Consider the following 18,860-nt stretch of genomic DNA (forward strand, 5'->3'; position numbering starts at 1 on the left):
TCAAAAAGAATCATATGTTACTATCTTTTGACCTTGGTATTCTATAAAAAAGATTTAATAACCCCTAAATTTATAACTACAAAAAGATACTATTAAGAGTGTCTTATTAAATCATAAATATTTATAATAAAATTTACATTTTCTAAAAACTAAAACTATTATAATAATAACCGCATAAATTTCTAACCAAAAAGAAACGAACTATTACATGAACACAAATACCAAACCAGCAAGTAAAAAACGATTTCAAATTCTAACCATGGTTTTTCTTACCGTAGTTATTAATTATTTAGATAGAAGTAATATTTCTGTAGCAGCTCCTGCACTTAGAGAAGACTTAGGTATAGATACCATACAAATGGGATATATCTTTTCTGCTTTTGGGTGGACATACGCATTACTGCAAATTCCTGGAGGTATAATTGCCGATAAAATAAAATCTAGAATTTTATATGCTTTTATCTTAACCTTTTGGTCTATCGCCACATTATTACAAGGTCTGGTAAACTCTTTTATTATCCTTTTAGGATTAAGAGCAAGTATAGGTATTTTTGAAGCACCATCTTACCCAATTAATAATTTGGTTGTAAGTCGATGGTTTCCAGAAAGCGAACGCGCATCTGCTATTGCTGTTTATACTTCGGGGCAATTTTTAGGCTTAGCATTTTTAACTCCTATTTTAGTTGCTATTCAAGATTCTCTTGGTTGGAGAGGTCTTTTTATTGTTTCTGGAATTATTGGTATTGTCTGGGCTGGAGTTTGGTATATATTCTACAGAGATCCTAGAGATCATAAAACAGTAACAAACGAAGAACTAGAATATATAGAAAAAGGAGGCGGACTAGTTGGCGCTAAAAACAAAACTGAAGAAAAGAAAAAATTTGATTGGGGAGATATAAAATATGCGTTTCAATACCGTAAACTTTGGGGTATATATATTGGGCAATTTTGTCTAGGTGCTACCACTATATTTTTTTTAACCTGGTTTCCAACGTATTTAGTAGAGTTTAGAGGTTTAGATTTTTTAAAATCTGGTTTTTTAGCTTCTATTCCATTTTTGGCAGCATTTTTTGGTGTATTGCTCTCTGGTTTCACATCCGATTTTTTAATTAAAAAAGGATACAGTGCAGAAATTTCAAGAAAAGCACCTATTATATTGGGTATGCTTCTATCTACATGTATTATTGGAGCTAACTATACAGACGATACCTTTTTTGTTATCCTTTTCTTAGCCCTAGCCTTTTTTGGTACAGGCCTAGCTAGTATTGCTTGGGTATTTGTTTCCCTTTTAGCTCCTAAAAAACATTTAGGTTTAGTTGGTGGCACATTCAACTTTATTGGAGGTTTATCTGGTATTGTAATACCAACAGTTATTGGGTATTTAGTACAAGATGGCGATTTTAGACCTGCATTATTTTTTATTGGCGCCATCGCTTTCTTAGGTTTTTTCTCTTACACCTTTATTGTTGGTAAAGTAGAGCGTATCGTGCCTAAAAACTAAGTTTAAACTATTCTATTAAAAATTATTGAAAATGAAAATTAAAGCAGTAAAAGCATACCCTATAAATGTTGGCTCTGGTAGTCAACTTGTAGTTAAAGTAGAAACAAACACTAATATTTATGGCTGGGGAGCTTCTGGATTATCAGGAAGAGAACTTGCAGTAGTTGGTGCAATAGAGCATTTTAGACCTTTAATTATAGGCAGAGATCCTAGACAAATTGGAGCTATTTGGCAAGATTTATACCGCGGTCAATATTTTGAAGGTGGTCGAGTTTTAACTGCAGCAATATCAGCAATAGATATTGCATTACACGATATAAAAGGGAAAGCTTTTGGTGTGCCTGTTTACGATTTACTTGGTGGCAAACAACGTAATTATGTGCCTTGCTTTGCTTCTGTTAGGTTTGCTACATTCGACGAACTTATAGAGCGCTCTAAAAAAATGGTTAATGAAGGTTGGGATATGATACGCTTAGCTCCAGCAGAATTTGAGGACCAAATAGATATAAGTCGTTTCGAGCCAAGAGAATCTATTTCTAAAATAGCAGATTGGGTTACTAAATTACGTCAAGAAGTGGGCACAAAAGTTACTATAGGTATTGATTACCATTCGAGATTATCGGCAGCAGAAACCTACTCGTTTATGCAACGCATGCCTGCTGGAACTATCGATTTTATTGAAGAACCTATTAGAGACGAAAACCCTGAAGCTTACGAAAACCTAAGAAAAATGATTGATGTTCCTTTTGCTATAGGTGAAGAATTTGCTAGCAAATGGCAATTTCTTCCGTTTTTAGAACGTAACATAACGCAATATGCTCGAATTGATGTTTGCAATGTTGGAGGTATAACTGAAGCTATGAAGGTTGCATCGCTAGCCGAAGCACATTATATAGATTTAATGCCTCACAATCCGTTAGGCCCATTATGTACTGCAGCAACCATACATGTTGCAGCTGCATCTCCTAATTTTAGTTGGTTAGAAGAAGTAAATACCGGAGCACATGTAAGTACCAACGACCCTAAATTTTACCCGGTGCAACCCAAATTAGATGGCAACAGATACGCTGTTACAGAAACTCCTGGGCTTGGAGTTGAAGTTGATGAAGATTACATTTTAAAACAAACCTTTAAACCTGTTGAAATTCCGCGTTTAAAAAAGAATGATGGTTCTTTCACTAATTGGTAAATTTTTAAAATAAGTCTATCTATTAATACAGCTAATTACAATGAATAAAACAGAAATTGTAAAAATTATTGATAATGAAAAACTAGTGTTTGTTACGCGTTTAAAAACTCACAAACAAATACCTCGTGTTATAGAAAGTCTATCGAATGCAGGCGTAAAAGTATTAGAAATAACATCTAACACTCCAAACTACGCAAACGAAATAAAAAAAGCAAGAGCGCTGTATCCCAACATTTTAATTGGTGCAGGCACAGTTATTAACGAAAAAATCGCATTAGAAGCTATAAATAAAGGCGCACAGTTTTTAGTAACACCAAATACCAATCCTGCATTAATAAGTATAGCACATCAAAATAACATTCCCATTTTAATGGGTGCTTTAACACCTACAGAAGTATGTATTGCTGCCGAGGCTGGAGCAGATTTTGTAAAACTATTTCCTGCAGATATAATGGGTATACCCTATTTTAAGTCTATTAAAGCACCGCTTGACAAAATAAAACTTTTAGCTGTTGGTGGTATTGAGTTAAATACAGTAAAAAAGTGGTTTGAGAGCGGTGCTTATGGTATCGGTATAGCAAGTGTTATAAAAGATGATTTAAAAACTGATGAAGATTTTCTTGAAATAGAAAATAATGCTCGTAATTTTATAAACGAGATAAAAAACCTGTGATGACCGATTTAAAAATTATTAAAATAGATTTATTTAAAGTCCCACCAAGATGGCTATTTGTAAAAATAACAACAAATGAAGGTATTGTTGGCTGGGGAGAACCTGTTGTAGAAGGTAAAGCAGATACTGTTGCTGCATGTATTAACGAACTTAAACAATACTTAATAGGGAAATCTGCAAAAAACATAGAGGATATTTGGCAGGTTTTATATCGAGGTGGTTTTTATAGAGGTGGACCTATTTTAATGAGCGCTATTTCTGGAATAGACCAAGCTTTATGGGACATTAAAGGCAAACAACTTGGTGTTCCTGTTTATGAATTATTAGGTGGTGCAGTGCGACATAAAATGAAAATGTATTGCTGGATTGGTGGAGACAACCCTGAAGTGGTTTTAGAACAAGCTCACGAAAAAGTAAAAGCGGGCTATACTGCTGTAAAAATGAATGCTACTGGCAGTATGGATTGGATTTCGTCTTTAAAAGACATTAAAAAAGTGTCGCATAACATAAAACTGCTTCGCGAAGAATTTGGAGACCAATTAGATATAGGGTTAGATTTTCATGGTCGTGTACACAAAGGCATGGTAAAAAAGTTAATTGATGAACTAACACCTTACGAGCCTATGTTTATTGAAGAACCCGTACTAAGCGAAAATAACGACGCATTAAAACATATTTACCCATATACTAACATACCTATTGCCACAGGCGAGCGTATGTTTTCACGCTGGGATTTTAAACAACTTTTGAATGAAGGTGTCGTAGATATAATTCAACCCGATTTAAGTCATGCAGGAGGTATATCCGAGGTAAGACGCATTGCTTCTATGGCTGAAGCTTACGATATATCTTTGGCTCCACATTGCCCTTTAGGTCCTATATCTTTAGCATCTGCTTTACACGTAGATTTTGTATCGTCTAATGCTATTATTCAAGAAAGTAGTTTGGGCATACACTACAACAAAGGGTTTGACATATTAGATTATGTTTTAAATCCTGAAGTATTTAATGTAAAAAATGGCTACATCGATTTATTTAAAAAGCCTGGATTAGGTGTTGAAATAGACGAAGAAAAATTAAAAGAAGGTGTTAAAATTGGTCATAATTGGAGTAATCCTATTTGGCGTGGCGAAGATGGTAATTTTAACGAATGGTAAAATACACTAAATTTTTAATTTTGTCTTTATGCCTTTCTGTTCCTATCTATTCCTTTTAATAATTTGAAGCTTAGCACTGTTATTACCTACTATTACCGCATGGCTATTACCTACTTGTATTTTCTCCATTGATTTAGAATCAAACGGAACATAAAAACCGCTTTTATTTACGGGCACTGCTTTAAAATTATTTTTACCATCTCCCTTTAAAAACAAACCAATACTTGCATCATTTCTGGGTGTTTCTATTTCTGAACTATACAAATTCCCAGAAACTAAAATATCTAAATTCTCATCTGCATCAAAATCATCAATAAGAATATTATTAATACTTGAGACTTGAGACAGCTGAGGCAGCTTATGCTGCTTAAAACTTTGTCCATCAATATTTTCTATATAGACAGATGCAAATGTATAGGCTTTTAAATTTAAAGCTTTATCTAAGTCTTTACCATAAATAGTATTTAAGTTAGAATCTCCAAAAGACTCAAAAGTTGGAAATTTTTTACCCAAAGAAGGCATTTGCTCTAGCGAGCAAGATCGACCTCGAACAGGGTACACCTGGCCATGTTCGTAATAACTTAAGACAATATCTTTAACTCCATTTTTATCAAAATCGAAACTATGTACTTGAAACGGACTTTCTTTTGATGCTTTATATTTATAATTTAAACCTAAATTACCAACAACCAAATCCATGTCGCCATCAAGATCAAAATCGGCAGACTTAATGCTGTAATACCAACCTTCTGTGTTATTTAATCCATCCATTTTTTGTTTAGAAAACTTACCGTTCTTATTTTGAATAAAAACAGAGATTGGCATCCACTCGCCTACTATTACTAAATCTAATCGATTATCTTTATTTATATCTACCCAATTGGCAGATGTTACTAAACCTAAATCATTCAACCCTTTAGCCACCTTTTTTGTAACATCTACAAAGTATCCCTTTTTATTTTCTAAAATCTTACTACTAGTAGGGTCAGGGTATTTTTTAGGTGTTAATCGTCCTCCAATAAACAAATCTAAATCGCCATCGTTATCAAAATCCGCTTTCTCTACAACAGAGCCACTTATTAAGTAATTAGGTAATCTTTTTTTATCTTTAAAAAATTCTCCTTCACCATTATTTATGTACAACCTATCTTGTAATTTATTACTTTTTTCTCCAAACTCATTACCACCACTTACAACAAACAAATCTAAATCATTATCTCCATCTACATCTAAAAAAGTAGCTCCCATATCTTCACTTTCAATATCTTGTACCCAAGCTCCATTTTTTACCTCAGAAAAGGCATGGTCATTTTTTTGTATAAATAATGATCCTGATACACCTGCAGATCCTCCAATGTAAAAATCATCTAAGCCATCATTGTTAACATCACCAACAGCTATATATGGACCAAACTGAGACATTTTATGAGGCAATAAAACCTCATCTTTATAATCATTATAGACATTCTCTTTATGTATATAATTTAATTTTAATGCGTTTGTAATATCTTTAAATAGCAACTCTTTAAAAACGTCTTCTTTAACCAGAGGTTTTACTCCATTTAATTTAACTATCTCTATTTCTTGATTTGCTTTTACATTGTTAATAGTTTCAATAGTCGAATCTGCCCATACTATTTCAACTTTATCAATAGTATTTAAGTCTCCTACTCCAAAATGTGCTACATCCTCACTTTTAGACATATACCCTCTATTGTTTGTCATTTCTATTATTTGCCAAAGCTTGTTATCTTTATATAACTTTACTCGCGATCCATAAAAAACAGCGTCTTTATTTTTAGAAAAATTAAACCGTATAAAATTCCCCTTGTTTTTTTCAATTGTTGTGTTTCTATACACAAAAGCCCGTTGGTTAATATTATTAATAACCAAATCTAAATCTCCGTCTAAATCTAGGTCTGCATAAGCTGCTCCGCTAGATAACGTTGGCAAAGAAAACCCCCAATCTTCAATTTTATTTTCGAAGGTTAAATTTCCGTTGTTTTTAAATATATAATTTTTCAATTTATCTTCTGGAGCCATCTTAACTAGAGATAAAATATCTAAAACATCCTGAAATCGTTTATTTTGCTTCTTAGCTTCAAGCTCTATACTATCTAATATTTTTTCATATTTATTATTAACATCTGTGTAGCGCATGTTTCGCTTTATACCATTGGTAACAAATATGTCTTTTAACCCATCGTTATCAAAATCGGCTATTAATGGACCCCAACTCCAATCTGTATTAGACACACCTGCTAATTGAGCCAAATCACTAAATGTTCCGTTTCCATTATTTTTTTGCAAAGTATTAAACATGTATTGATGATGCCATCCATTTTCTACAATTCTATTAAAGGTTGTAACATTCATCCCTCCCATATTTGTTTTTATACGTTTATGGTCTTCGGCAACCATATCTACAACCATAATATCTAAAAACCCATCGTTATCATAATCTGCAATATCGCTTCCCATACTAAAATTAGATATATGTTTAAACGCTTCTAGTATCTTATTTTTAAACGCTCCTTCTTTATTAACATAGAGGTAATCTGGTTTATTATAATCGTTAGTTACATAAACATCTAACCAATTATCGTTATTAATATCGCCTACAGAAGCAGATAAGCCATGTGCTGCATTTTGTATCCCTTGTTGTTTTGAAACATCTACAAAGCCTTTATTACCTCCTAAATTTTTAAAAAGTTTATCACTAAAAAAAGGATTTATCTTTCCTTCCTTCATTTTGTATCCTTTTCTATTTCCATAACTAGGAGGCTGATTTATAAGATACATATCTATAAATCCATCTTTATTATAATCAAAAAAGTTAGCTTGAATAGAATACCCTCTATCATTTACTCTGTATTTAGAGCCACTTTCTGTAAATGTTAAATCGCCATTATTAATAAAAAGAAGGTTTTCGCTAGACTTATTTTTAGAGTATATGTTTTTACACACATAAATATCTAGGTAACCATCTAAATTCACATCTGCAAAAGTTACTCCAGAAGACCATGTTTTATCGGCTTCTATTCCTGCTTTTTTAGATATATCTGTAAATGTTAAATTGCCATTGTTTAAATACAGTTTATCGTTTACTTGGTTTCCCGAAAAATAGATATCTGGCAATCCATCATTATTTATATCTCCTATAGCTACACCTGCTCCGGTAATAAAATTTTCGTTTATTAAATGATTTTCTTCAGCTGTTTCTACTAAACTATTTTTAAAGTTAATGCCTGTATATTCTTGCGTTAACAAAACAAAATGGTTGCTTTTTTCTTTAACCGCAGGGCGTTTATCTGTTTTACAAGAAACTAAAACCAACAAACAACTTACAAATAGCATCTTTTTTATTAAAATCATTCTTTATTTTTTTTGTTGAAAAAGTGAGGGGTATTAAATTCTTACTATAAAACAAAATAGCATCATAATTGTCTTTCAAAAATATATTTTAAGTAACAAATAAACATACTTTAAAACTTGACATTTACTTTACAAGCACCAACCACAAGTACTTACAAAATAGCTTAACTAAAGTTAACATTTTATACTTAAAAACAGCAACAAGAACAGCAAATATGACTGCTTGGACATATTGTACAAATGATTGACTTTATTTTCCAATTCTTGATTTAACATATAAAGTAAGTTTGTAATTCACAAAATATAAGCTGATTTTTTAAACAAAACATATTCAAGAAAGAAATAATTGATTATTTCTCAATTCTACATCTTGAACACTCGTTTTAATTCATTCTTGAAGCTTACTATACAAATTAACTAATTCCTAAATTCAACTAAACTATGAGGAAATTTTATTTTATTAATTATCTGGGAAACAGATTTAAATTGGAAATAAAGTGCCTTAGCATATTGCTAATGTTACTATGTTTCAACGTTGCGGTTTATGCTCAATCTATTAAAGTAAGCGGAACCATAACAGACGCAGCTAGCCAACCTCTTATTGGAGCTAATGTTATAGTAAAAGGTACTACTAGAGGTGCCATATCAGATTTTGACGGTAACTACAGTATCTCTGCTAGTGCTGGTGAAACCTTAGTTATTTCTTACACTGGTTTTAAAACTACCGAAATTAAGGTAGGAGGCTCATCTACTATTAATATTACGTTAGCAGAAGATACTGAGTCTTTAGACGAAGTTATTTTAATTGGTTATGGCTCTAGAAAAAAATCGGATGTTGTAAGTGCTGTTAGTACAGTAGACAAAGATTTTTTAGAACAACAACCATCTGCTGATGCTACAAGAGCATTGCAAGGAAGTGCATCTGGCGTTACAGTGGTATCGTCTGCAAGACCAGGCCAACAGGCTCAAATTAGAATTCGTGGTCTTGGAAGTATTAACGGAAACTCACCTTTATTTATTGTAGATGGTGTTACTGGTGGCTCGGTTCCGCCTCCAGATCAAATTGAATCTATGCAAGTATTAAAAGATGCCTCTTCTACTGCTATATATGGAGCTAGAGGTGCTAGTGGTGTTATTCTTATTACTACCAAATCTGGACGTAAAAACCAAGCTCCTAAATTTCAGTTTAACGTAAGAACTGGTATTGGAAAAAGTAATGCCAATTACGATTTAATTACAGACCCTAATTTAATTGGGCAAATGCTATGGTTAGAACAAACAAATGATGGTATATCGCCTTCTCATGCGCATTTTCAGTTCGACCCAAATGATATTATGGCAACACAGGTAAACGACTACCTTTTCCCTAATGGAGCCTCTTTTGGAGATCCTGCAACAGATCCTTCTTTATACAATCAAGAAACTTACCCTATTACTTTAACTAACAAAAATGGAACAAATTGGATGGACGAAAGTCTTAGATCTGCATTTTTACAAGACTTTAGTTTAGCGGTAAGTGGAGGTTCAGAAAAAACAACCTATTCTTTTAATGCTAGTTTTTTCGACGAAGAAGGTGTTTTTAAATACAACTCTTTTAACAGATACGCTTTTAGATCTAATGTAGATTCTGAAATAACAGATTGGTTATCTGTTGGCCAACGTTTAGGTGCAACTCTTACAGAAAGTAAAGGTAATCTACCTGGCTTTAATAGATATGTAGAAACGAGCCCGTTAATTCCTTTAAGAGATGTTGCTGGTAATTGGGCTGGAGGTATTGTAGGTGGTAATTTAAACGATGGTCCCAATCCTGTTGCTGCAATATATAGAAATAGAAAAGATTTACGAAAAACCTTAAACTTAGTAGGAAACTTTCATGTAGAAATAGCTCCTGCTAAAAACTTAAAAGTAAAATCGTTATTTGGTTATAACATGAACTGGTTTAGCAATCACGACCCACGTTTTGGAGATCCTGAAAACACTAACGGTTCTTCTTTAAATACCTTAACAGAAACAAGATCGAATAATATAACATGGAACTTTACAAACACTGTTAACTATTCTAAAATATTTTCGGATGTACATAATTTTGATGTATTAGTAGGAATGGAATCTACAGAATTTAATTTTGATACTGTAACCGCAGGACGAGAAGATTTCTTATCTACTAACGACGATTTTTATTATTTAAGCTCTGGAGGTCCAAATAATATATCTAACGGATCGGATGCTGCAACATGGAAATTATTCTCTCTATTTTCTCGTGTATTCTATTCTTTTGACGACAAATATATTGTAGAAGGAACTATTCGTCGTGACGGTTCGTCTCGATTTGGAGCAAACAATCGTTATGGCTATTTCCCTGCAGCCTCTTTAGGTTGGGTTGTTACAAAAGAAAACTTTATGGAAGGTTCTAGCGATTGGTTAAACCAATTAAAGTTTAGAGCTGGTTGGGGACAATCTGGTAACGATCAAATTGGTAATTACAACGGGTTTTCTACCTTTGGTTCTGGTTTAGGAAATTCTTATTATGGTATTTCTGGAAACGACAACACCATAACACAAGGTTACCAATCTACAGCTGTAGGTAACCCAAATGCAAAATGGGAAACTACAGAGTCTTTAAACATAGGTATAGACGCAACTCTTTTTAGAAATTTAGATTTAAGCGTCGATGTTTGGAACAAAACTACTAAAGACATGTTGTTTAGATCTGCAATACCAGCAGTAAATGGTCAAGGTACAGCACCTTTTGTTAATGTTGGTAATATGGACAATAATGGTGTAGACATAGAATTAAATTATAGAGGAAATGCCAATAACGATTTTAGTTATAATATTGGTTTAAACGTGTCCACTTATACAAACGAAGTAACCAAATTATCTAGTTCTGACGGAGATGCACTAATTGGGCGTAGCGAAAGAGGGCAAACATACACTAGAGCTATAAGCGGACGCTCTTTCCCTGAATTTTACGGGTATATAATAGATGGCATTTTTCAAACTCAAGCAGAGGCAGATGCACACCCTACTAATGGTACCTATAACGAGCCAGGAAATTTAAAAGTAAGAGATATTAGTGGGCCAGATGGTGTACCAGACGGTATAATAACTGCAGATGATCGTACATGGATAGGCAACCCGCATCCAGATTTTACAGTTGGGTTAAACCTAGGATTCGAATATAAAAATTTCGATCTTACTTCTATTTGGTACGCAAGCGTTGGAAACGACATTATTAACTACCACGACCGTTTTACACGTTGGGGTTTATTTCAAGGGCCTAAAGCTGCAGATCGATTATTTAAATCATGGGGAAGCCCATATTTAGAAAATAATGAAGATGCTGTATTACCTAAAGCTTCTGGAGCAACAAGTTTTGAACAAAACACCAACTCTGAACATATTGAAGACGGATCGTTTTTAAGAATGAAATCTATCCAATTAGGATATAACTTACCAGACGATGTCTTAAATAAATTTGGGTTATCAAGCATGCGTATTTACGTAATGGGAACAAATCTTATTACGTTATTTGATGATTACTCTGGGTTAGACGTAGAAGTATCTCCAGAAAATGAAATTGACCGAGGATTCGACCAAGGTACTTGGCCACAACCAAAGCAATTTATATTTGGTGTAAACATTGGTATCTAAAATAAAAAACATATAAAATGAAAAGATTATATTACAAAATAAGTCTATTAACCATAACTTTAATAGCATTATACTCTTGTAAAGAAGAGTTTTTAGAAGAGTTCCCTAAGGGCGTTGTTACAATTGACACACTATCTGATGAAGCTGGTGCTAATCTACTCTTAATAGGCGCATATTCTTTAATAGATGGAGTATCTCAAGGTGGCCCAGGCGGAGCAGGAGAAGCATCTGCTACAAATTGGGTTTGGGGAGATGTTCCTTCAGACGATATGCATCGTGGAGACCAAACAGGAGGTTGGAGTGCTATTAACTTAATAGAAAGATACGAGGTAGACTCTACCAACCCATGGGTAGAAGGCTTATGGGCTGCAAATTTTGATGGTGTAGCTAGAGCCAACGATGTTTTAAGAGTAATAAGAAATGCTGGAGATGCTATTCCTATAGAAAAAGCTAATCAAATTGAAGCAGAAGCTAGGTGGTTACGTGCATGGTTCCATTTTCAATTAAGAACCAAAATAGAAAAAGTGCCTTATGTAACAGAAGATGTAATTGGTAGCGAGGTGCCTAACGATAGAGAAATTTGGGATGATATTGAGGCAGATTTACAATGGGGCATAGATAATAAAATGGACGAAGCTCCAACAGAGGTTGGTCGTGCATCACGTTGGGCTGCAAAAGCATTAAAAGCTAGAGTACACATGTTTCAAAACGAATTTGATTTAGCAAAACCTTTATTAAACGACATTATAGATAAAGGTCCTTTTCAATTAGCTGATCATTTTTATGACAATCATGATGAAGAAAAACAAAACAATATTGAAAGTATTTTTGAAGTTCAATACACTGTAAACGATGGAACTCCGGGTGGATGGAACTCGGGTGCAGACCACAGAACACTTTTTCCTAGAGGAGCAGATGTAGGTTTATGCTGTGCATACAGCGCACCTAGTTTCGATCTTTTTAATGCCTTTAAAGTAGACGCAGATGGACTACCTCTACTAGACACTTTTCAGGATGATTTATTACTTGAAGATTACGGATTATTAGATACTGACAACTTTACTCCTACTGATGAATTATTAGACCCTAGAGTAGATTGGACCATTGCAAGACGTGGTATTCCATTTTTAGACTGGGGACCAATGAGCGGTGGAGACTGGATGCTAGATCAAGCAGGAATGGGACCATTTCTTAACAAAAAGAATATGTTTTACAAAAGAAACTTTCAAACCATATCTATTGCCTCTCCAACATGGTCTGCAGGCATGAATGGCAACAACTGGAGATTATTTAGATTAAGCCATGTTATTTTATGGAGAGCAGAAGTTGCTGCTGAAGAAAACGACCTAGAAACAGCAAAAAACTTAGTTAATAGAATAAGAGAAAGAGCCCAAGATGATATCGTTATGGGAAAAATAAGCAATACATCTTTTGGTGCTTCAGACCCTATAATAATAGACGAAAATGCTCCTGCAGCAAACTATAAACTAGGCCTATACACTGCTTTTTCAGATAAAGAACACGCCAGAAAAGCCATTCGTCACGAAACGCGTTTAGAGTTTGCTTTAGAAGGTATGCGCTTTCAAGATTTAGTACGTTGGGGTATAGATGGTCAAGTTATTAATAAATACTTGGAATCTGAGTTAGAAGGCGAAAAATTAAAATGGATACAAGGCGCGTCTTACTCTCCAGGAAAAGACGACCACTGGCCTGTACCTTTAACACAAATAGATTTACGTCCAGATGTGTTAACTCAAGACCCAGCTTACAATTAAAATAACACCAATAAAACATTATTTTTAATAGTCACTCTTAAAAGGTAGCAATATAAAAATTGCTGCCTTTTTTACTCTATTTAAGACAACCTACTTTAATTGAACACATAATACCAGCCTATGATCTCATATTACAATAAAAAACAAACTATATTTTGTTATTTTGAGTTGTATTTTTGAATACTACAGCGTTTTAATTTAACAACTGTTTTTAATTTTATAATGATATATTGCTAGAACAAAATCATATCTTAAAATGCATCTCTCAAATAAATTAAACACATGTAACCATTCAAATAGAATTAGTTTAGTTGTTTAATAAACGACTCTTAGTTAACTTAGAGTCGTTTATTCTTTTTAAATTAAACTAACTTACATTTATTTATAATTAGAGCAGCATGATAAAAACCTTCACCCATTTTTTACACAAACTATGCTTACTAATTAGTCTAATTCTAATTCCTAATACACTTTATAGTCAAAAACAAAACTTAATATTTGATCATTATATAGACGAAAAAGGTTTTACTCAAAATTCTGTAATGAAGGTTATTCAAGACAAGGATGGTTTTATTTGGGTAGGAACTCCTAATGGTTTATATAAATATGATGGACTAAATTTTACAGTTTTTAGACACGAAGCAAACACCCCTAACAGTTTAGTTAGCAACTCCGTTTTCGAATTAGAACTAGACATAAACGGTAACATTTTAATAGGTACAAGCCAAGGGCTAAGCAGATATAACATAGAAACAGAAACCTTTGAAACCTATCCTAAAATTCTAAAAAACAAACGTATATCAGCTATTTATCCAGATACAAATGGAGACCTTTGGGTGGGCACACTTTATTCTGGATTGTACTTTTTTAAAAAATCAGATTTACTAGGAGAAAACCCTATTCACTACGAACATAAACCAAATAAAAAATCGAGTATAGATAGCGATAAAATACACTCTATTGTTAAAGATAGAGGTGGTAATTTGTGGGTTGGAACAGTAAGAGGGTTAAATAAAATGAGTGCTCAAACTAATCAAGATAGCTTTATTCATTTTGATACTATTAACGAGAGTATAAAGCTTGTATTTTTAGATAAAAAAGGGACACTTTGGGCAAGCTTAGTTGGACTAAGTTTAATAGAAATTAATTCGCCAGAAAACTTTAATAAAGAAACCCAAAATAATTTTAAAAAATATTCTTTTAACATAAAAAAACCAGACAGAGATGAGTATGGAGGCATAATAACAATGTTCGAAGGCTCAAATGACTATTTATGGTTAGGCATTCATGGGTATGGCTTATATTTATTTAATACAAAAAACGGAGAATATACTAGTTACGTCCCAGATATAGAAAACTCTGCTAGTATAAGTAGCACAAATGTAGAAAGTATTCTTATAGACAACACCAATGTGCTTTGGGTTGGCACCGAAGAAGGAGGCCTTAATAAATGTGATTTAGAACACAAAGACATTCTTTATTTAAACCAAAGTCAATTTACCAAACAATCTTTAAGCAACCCATCTATTAATGCTATAACAAAAGCTAGCTCAAACTCATATTGGATAGGCACCCAAAATGGATTAAATAGGTTAACATTTAAAAACAATCAATATAATAAAAACGACATCTCTTACGAACATTTTTTTACTGATGAAGGTTTAACACATTCTACCCCATTAATTAAACAACCTGTTTGGTCTATTTTAAAAGATAATGATAATGAGTTTTGGTTAGGCACAAGTGATGGAATTGCCTTTATGAAAACAGACTCTAGTACACAAAAAGTAACCATTAATAAAACCGATTTAAATATTTTAGAAGTGTCTGCCTCATTAAAAGATAGAAATGGGAATTTATGGTTTGGTTCTTTTCTTAAAGGATTAGTAAAGTGGAAAAAGAAAAAAAAGAATGGCAAATTCGATTTCTCTAACGCTAAATACTATCTACCAAAAAACAATACAAAATATAGTATAAGTGGTAAAGAAATTAGTTGCATTTTCGAAGATAGCAAAGGTAATATATGGATAGGCACCTTAAGAGGAGGGTTAAATTTATTTATACCAGCTAAAAAAGGAAGAAAAGACCAGTTTATATCGTACCAACATGAAGAAAACAACCCTAATAGTATAAGCAATAACTCTATATTTTCTATTCATGAAGATAAAGAAGGAAATCTTTGGATTGGTACATTTGGAGGTGGCTTAAATAAAATGATATTTTCTGAAACTGATAATAGCGATCCTATTTTTAAAAACTACACAGAAAAAGACGGATTAGCAAACAATGCCATTTATGGTATTTTAAGCGATAAGAAAAATAATTTATGGATAAGTACCGATAATGGTATATCTCAATTCAATCCTAAAACAGAAAACTTTCAAAATTTAAACAGAGGAGATGGACTTCAAAGTAATAATTTTAGAATAAATGCACATTTTAAAAATGATGATGGCTATTTATTTTTTGGAGGATTAAGAGGTTTAAATATTTTTAATCCCGATAATTTAAAAGAAAACACAACACCGCCAAAAGTAAAATTAACAGGCTTAAAAATTAAAAATGAAAGAATTAATGCTGGCGAAAAATATAATGGCAGAACAATACTAGAAAAAAGTATATCAAATTTAAAAAAAACCTTATCCTTAAATCATAACGAAAACACCTTAACTTTTGAGTTTGCTGCTCTTCATTTTGCTGCTCCAGAAAAAAACAAATTTAAATACAAACTAGTTGGGTTTGATAAGAATTGGCAAAACTCCAAAAAATTACCCTTTGCTTATTATACAAATCTATCTCCTGGCGATTATAAATTTCTAGTAAAAGCAGCAAATAACGATGGTATTTGGAATGAAACCCCCGCTGAAGTAAAATTTAAAATACGACCTCCTTTTTGGTTAACCTGGTGGGCTTTTACCTTTTACGGTATATGCCTTCTAGGTTTAAACTACGCCATTACACTTTATTTTCGTTTAAAAGAAAAAGAAAGATTAGCTCTTAAAGTTCAAAAAGAAATAGCAGAGGTTAATAAATTAAAACTTCAATTTTTTACAAACATATCTCATGAGTTTAAAACTCCTATAACTTTAATTTTAACACCTATAGAAGAAGCTTTAAATGCTTTAAAAAATAACCCAAAAGCTACAACCCAATTAAATACAATAAAGAGAAATGCAAACTACCTTTTACGACTCGTAAATCAACTAATGGAGTTTAGAAAGATTGAAGTTGGAGAAACAAAATTAGCTGCGTCAAAATCTAACATTATAAATTTTGTTAGAGAAATTACATTTTCTTTTAGCGCTTTGGCCAAATCAAAAAACATTGAACTTACTTTTGAAAGTCAACTATACAATTTTGATGTCTGGTTTGATTGGGATAAACTCGAAAAAATATTAAACAATTTAATATTTAATGCAATAAAATTTTCTGATTCTCAAGGACGAGTCGTTGTAAAGATTAATAAATCTTTTGAAAATAGTTTTATAACCACAGAAAACGGTACCAAAAAACACAAATATATTAAAATAGAAATAGAAGATAATGGCCCTGGTATATCGCCAGAACAACTTCCTTATGTATTTCAAAGATTTTACCAAGTAAATCAGCAAAACAAAACCGCTTCGTCGGGGTCTGGAATTGGCTTAGCTATAACAAAAGATTTAGTAGACTTACACTATGGTACCATAGAAGTTACATCTACAAAAGGAAAAGGAAGTATTTTTGTTATAAAATTACCCGTAGGAAAATCTCATTTATTACCCGAAGAAATAAACGAAAATAAAACTCCAATAATTATATCCGAAGATCAACTTGAAAAAGAAGACTCAATATTAAATGAAGACCACAATATAAATACACCTACCAATAACAAAAAAACAGTTCTAATTGTAGACGACAACAAAGATATTAGAGAGCTCGTTAAAAGTAATATCGAAAAAAAATATAATGTATTAGAAGCCGAAAATGGAAAAGCTGCATTAAACTTAGCTTTAAAAAATATACCAGAGCTTATTATTAGCGATGTATTAATGCCAGAAATGGATGGTATAGAATTTTGTCAGCAAATAAAAAACAATATTAGAACGAGCCATATTCCTATTATTTTACTTACAGCTTTAAATGCTGTAGAACATAGAATTAAAGGTCTAGAGTCTGGCGCAGAAGCCTATATACCCAAACCATTTAACATGCAACTACTTAGTGTTAGAGTAGACAAACTAATAGAGTCTAGAGAAAATATTATTAAACAACTTAAAACAGAAGAAAAACTAACACCATCAAAAGTTGCTTTTAATTCTATAGATCGGGAGTTTTTAGAAAAAATAATGGAATTTATGGAAGCAAATATGGGTAACGAATCGTATTGGCTAGACGAATTAGCAAACGATATGAATACAAGTAGATCTACCTTTTTTAGAAAACTAAAAAAATTAACGGGTCAACCTCCTAATGATTTTATGAGAATGATTCGTTTAAAAAGAGCGACTCAACTGTTAGATCAAAACCAATACACCATAGCCGAAATTAGCTATAAAGTAGGATTTAACGACCCCGGATACTTTAGTAAGTGTTTTAGAAAAGCTTTTGGCCAACCACCATCTCAATATAAAAACAACAAACACAAAAGTAACTAATCTACAAACTCCATTAAGCCAAAATCTGTGGGCTCATGTACGTTTTTAGAAAAATCGGCTATTGGAAATAATGTTGATGTCGATCTACGGTCGCCTTCAGCATCATTTCGATCTTGTCTTAACCCCAAAAAAGTCCATTTATTACCCGCTTTAACTGGAACAAACTCGCCTAAAAACCCAAAAACAGAAAGCGGAATTTTCATTTCCATAGTCCAACCTTTATCTATATCTGTGTTATCGTTTATGGTACCATTAAATGTTACTTCTGCCTCAAATTCTGGATTAAATGTTTTTAGAGCAATGTTAGTATTATTATAATACTTATTAAAATAAACAAAATCGTTAGAAGCCTTATTTAAATTTAGCTCGAATCCAAAATGAGTATTTAATTGCTCTGGTACTGGAATTATAAAAATCTCTGCACAATCATCAAAAAAAGGGGCACCATCTCGTTTTGTTTCTCTAACGGTTAAATATTTATCTTCAAACTCAAAAAAAACATAAAGATTTTTATCATCCCAAAGCATTCTAAAAAAGCTTTTTTGGTAGTCGTTAGGCTTTAAATTTTGGTATATGTTATCAAAAGATTTTACTTCCGTTTTGCTCCAAATAGCTTCATCCATTTTTCCGTCTACAATCATAGTTTCTTCTGTTTTCGAAACTTTAAAAACTGGTGATTCACCTATATATTTATTCTCTTTTTTTTCATCTTGACCACATCCAAAACAAATAAAAACTAAAATACTAAATACTAAAAAGCTAAATTTATTCATAGTTTCAAATGTATAAATTATTATGCTTGAAATCAATTAACAAAACAATAAACAGATCAACAAAAGAAAACAAACACTTAAAAACCAGAACATTAAACTTAAACCCTCTCAAAAAAACGTTCATAT

Annotated in this window: 9 protein-coding genes; 7 read left to right on the forward strand and 2 right to left on the reverse strand. The window is 32.4% G+C overall.

The window, feature by feature from the left end; translation table 11 throughout:
- Positions 1–208 precede the first annotated feature (208 nt).
- Genes ABD715_RS10830 through dgoD form a run of 4 tightly spaced genes read left to right on the forward strand, consistent with a single transcriptional unit; the run spans position 209 to position 4,520 of the window.
- Positions 209–1,501, forward strand: coding sequence for an MFS transporter (locus ABD715_RS10830; RefSeq protein WP_344788241.1), 1,293 nt, complete (start codon positions 209–211; stop codon positions 1,499–1,501).
- 31 nt (positions 1,502–1,532) lie between these two features.
- Positions 1,533–2,690 carry a mandelate racemase/muconate lactonizing enzyme family protein gene (locus tag ABD715_RS10835; protein ID WP_344788242.1) on the forward strand — a complete coding sequence of 386 codons (1,158 nt, stop codon included), beginning with the start codon at positions 1,533–1,535 and terminating at the stop codon, positions 2,688–2,690.
- A gap of 40 nt (positions 2,691–2,730) precedes the next feature.
- Positions 2,731–3,363 (forward strand): bifunctional 4-hydroxy-2-oxoglutarate aldolase/2-dehydro-3-deoxy-phosphogluconate aldolase, encoded by a 633-nt coding sequence (locus tag ABD715_RS10840; protein WP_344788243.1) that lies wholly within the window; start codon positions 2,731–2,733, stop codon positions 3,361–3,363.
- On the forward strand, positions 3,363–4,520 hold the full coding sequence (gene dgoD, locus ABD715_RS10845) for a galactonate dehydratase (protein ID WP_344788244.1): 1,158 nt from the start codon (positions 3,363–3,365) through the stop codon (positions 4,518–4,520). The genes ABD715_RS10840 and dgoD overlap by 1 nt, the downstream gene beginning before the upstream one ends.
- 42 nt (positions 4,521–4,562) lie before the next feature.
- On the opposite strand, the gene ABD715_RS10850 is transcribed toward dgoD, so the two are convergent.
- Positions 4,563–7,895 (reverse strand): VCBS repeat-containing protein, encoded by a 3,333-nt coding sequence (locus ABD715_RS10850; RefSeq protein ID WP_344788245.1) that lies wholly within the window; start codon positions 7,893–7,895, stop codon positions 4,563–4,565.
- Positions 7,896–8,411: 516 nt separating this feature from the next.
- On the opposite strand from ABD715_RS10850, the gene ABD715_RS10855 reads away from it, so the two are divergent.
- The 3 genes from ABD715_RS10855 (at position 8,412) to ABD715_RS10865 (ending at position 17,961) form a co-directional block, all read left to right on the forward strand.
- The gene (locus ABD715_RS10855) at positions 8,412–11,549 is read left to right on the forward strand and encodes a SusC/RagA family TonB-linked outer membrane protein (protein ID WP_344788246.1); all 3,138 of its coding nucleotides are present in this window, start codon (positions 8,412–8,414) and stop codon (positions 11,547–11,549) included.
- 17 nt (positions 11,550–11,566) lie between these two features.
- On the forward strand, positions 11,567–13,324 hold the full coding sequence (locus tag ABD715_RS10860) for a RagB/SusD family nutrient uptake outer membrane protein (protein WP_344788247.1): 1,758 nt from the start codon (positions 11,567–11,569) through the stop codon (positions 13,322–13,324).
- Positions 13,325–13,722: 398 nt separating this feature from the next.
- Positions 13,723–17,961 (forward strand): hybrid sensor histidine kinase/response regulator transcription factor, encoded by a 4,239-nt coding sequence (locus tag ABD715_RS10865; protein WP_344788248.1) that lies wholly within the window; start codon positions 13,723–13,725, stop codon positions 17,959–17,961.
- On the opposite strand, the gene ABD715_RS10870 is transcribed toward ABD715_RS10865, so the two are convergent.
- Positions 17,958–18,734, reverse strand: a complete 777-nt coding sequence (locus ABD715_RS10870; protein ID WP_344788249.1) for a carbohydrate-binding family 9-like protein — start codon at positions 18,732–18,734, stop codon at positions 17,958–17,960. The genes ABD715_RS10865 and ABD715_RS10870 overlap by 4 nt on opposite strands.
- Between the last annotated feature and the right edge of the window lie 126 nt (positions 18,735–18,860).

It is taken from the genome of Postechiella marina, from assembly GCF_039538365.1.
Taxonomy (GTDB): Bacteria; Bacteroidota; Bacteroidia; order Flavobacteriales; family Flavobacteriaceae; genus Postechiella; species Postechiella marina.

Excerpts from the sequence above, each read along its gene's own strand:
- ABD715_RS10830 (WP_344788241.1), top strand. The coding sequence starts at position 209 with ATGAACACAAATACCAAACCAGCAAGTAAAAAACGATTTCAAATTCTA.
- ABD715_RS10835 (WP_344788242.1), top strand. The coding sequence starts at position 1,533 with ATGAAAATTAAAGCAGTAAAAGCATACCCTATAAATGTTGGCTCTGGT.
- ABD715_RS10840 (WP_344788243.1), top strand. The coding sequence starts at position 2,731 with ATGAATAAAACAGAAATTGTAAAAATTATTGATAATGAAAAACTAGTG.
- dgoD (WP_344788244.1), top strand. The coding sequence starts at position 3,363 with ATGACCGATTTAAAAATTATTAAAATAGATTTATTTAAAGTCCCACCA.
- ABD715_RS10850 (WP_344788245.1), bottom strand. The coding sequence starts at position 7,895 with ATGATTTTAATAAAAAAGATGCTATTTGTAAGTTGTTTGTTGGTTTTA.
- ABD715_RS10855 (WP_344788246.1), top strand. The coding sequence starts at position 8,412 with ATGTTACTATGTTTCAACGTTGCGGTTTATGCTCAATCTATTAAAGTA.
- ABD715_RS10860 (WP_344788247.1), top strand. The coding sequence starts at position 11,567 with ATGAAAAGATTATATTACAAAATAAGTCTATTAACCATAACTTTAATA.
- ABD715_RS10865 (WP_344788248.1), top strand. The coding sequence starts at position 13,723 with ATGATAAAAACCTTCACCCATTTTTTACACAAACTATGCTTACTAATT.
- ABD715_RS10870 (WP_344788249.1), bottom strand. The coding sequence starts at position 18,734 with ATGAATAAATTTAGCTTTTTAGTATTTAGTATTTTAGTTTTTATTTGT.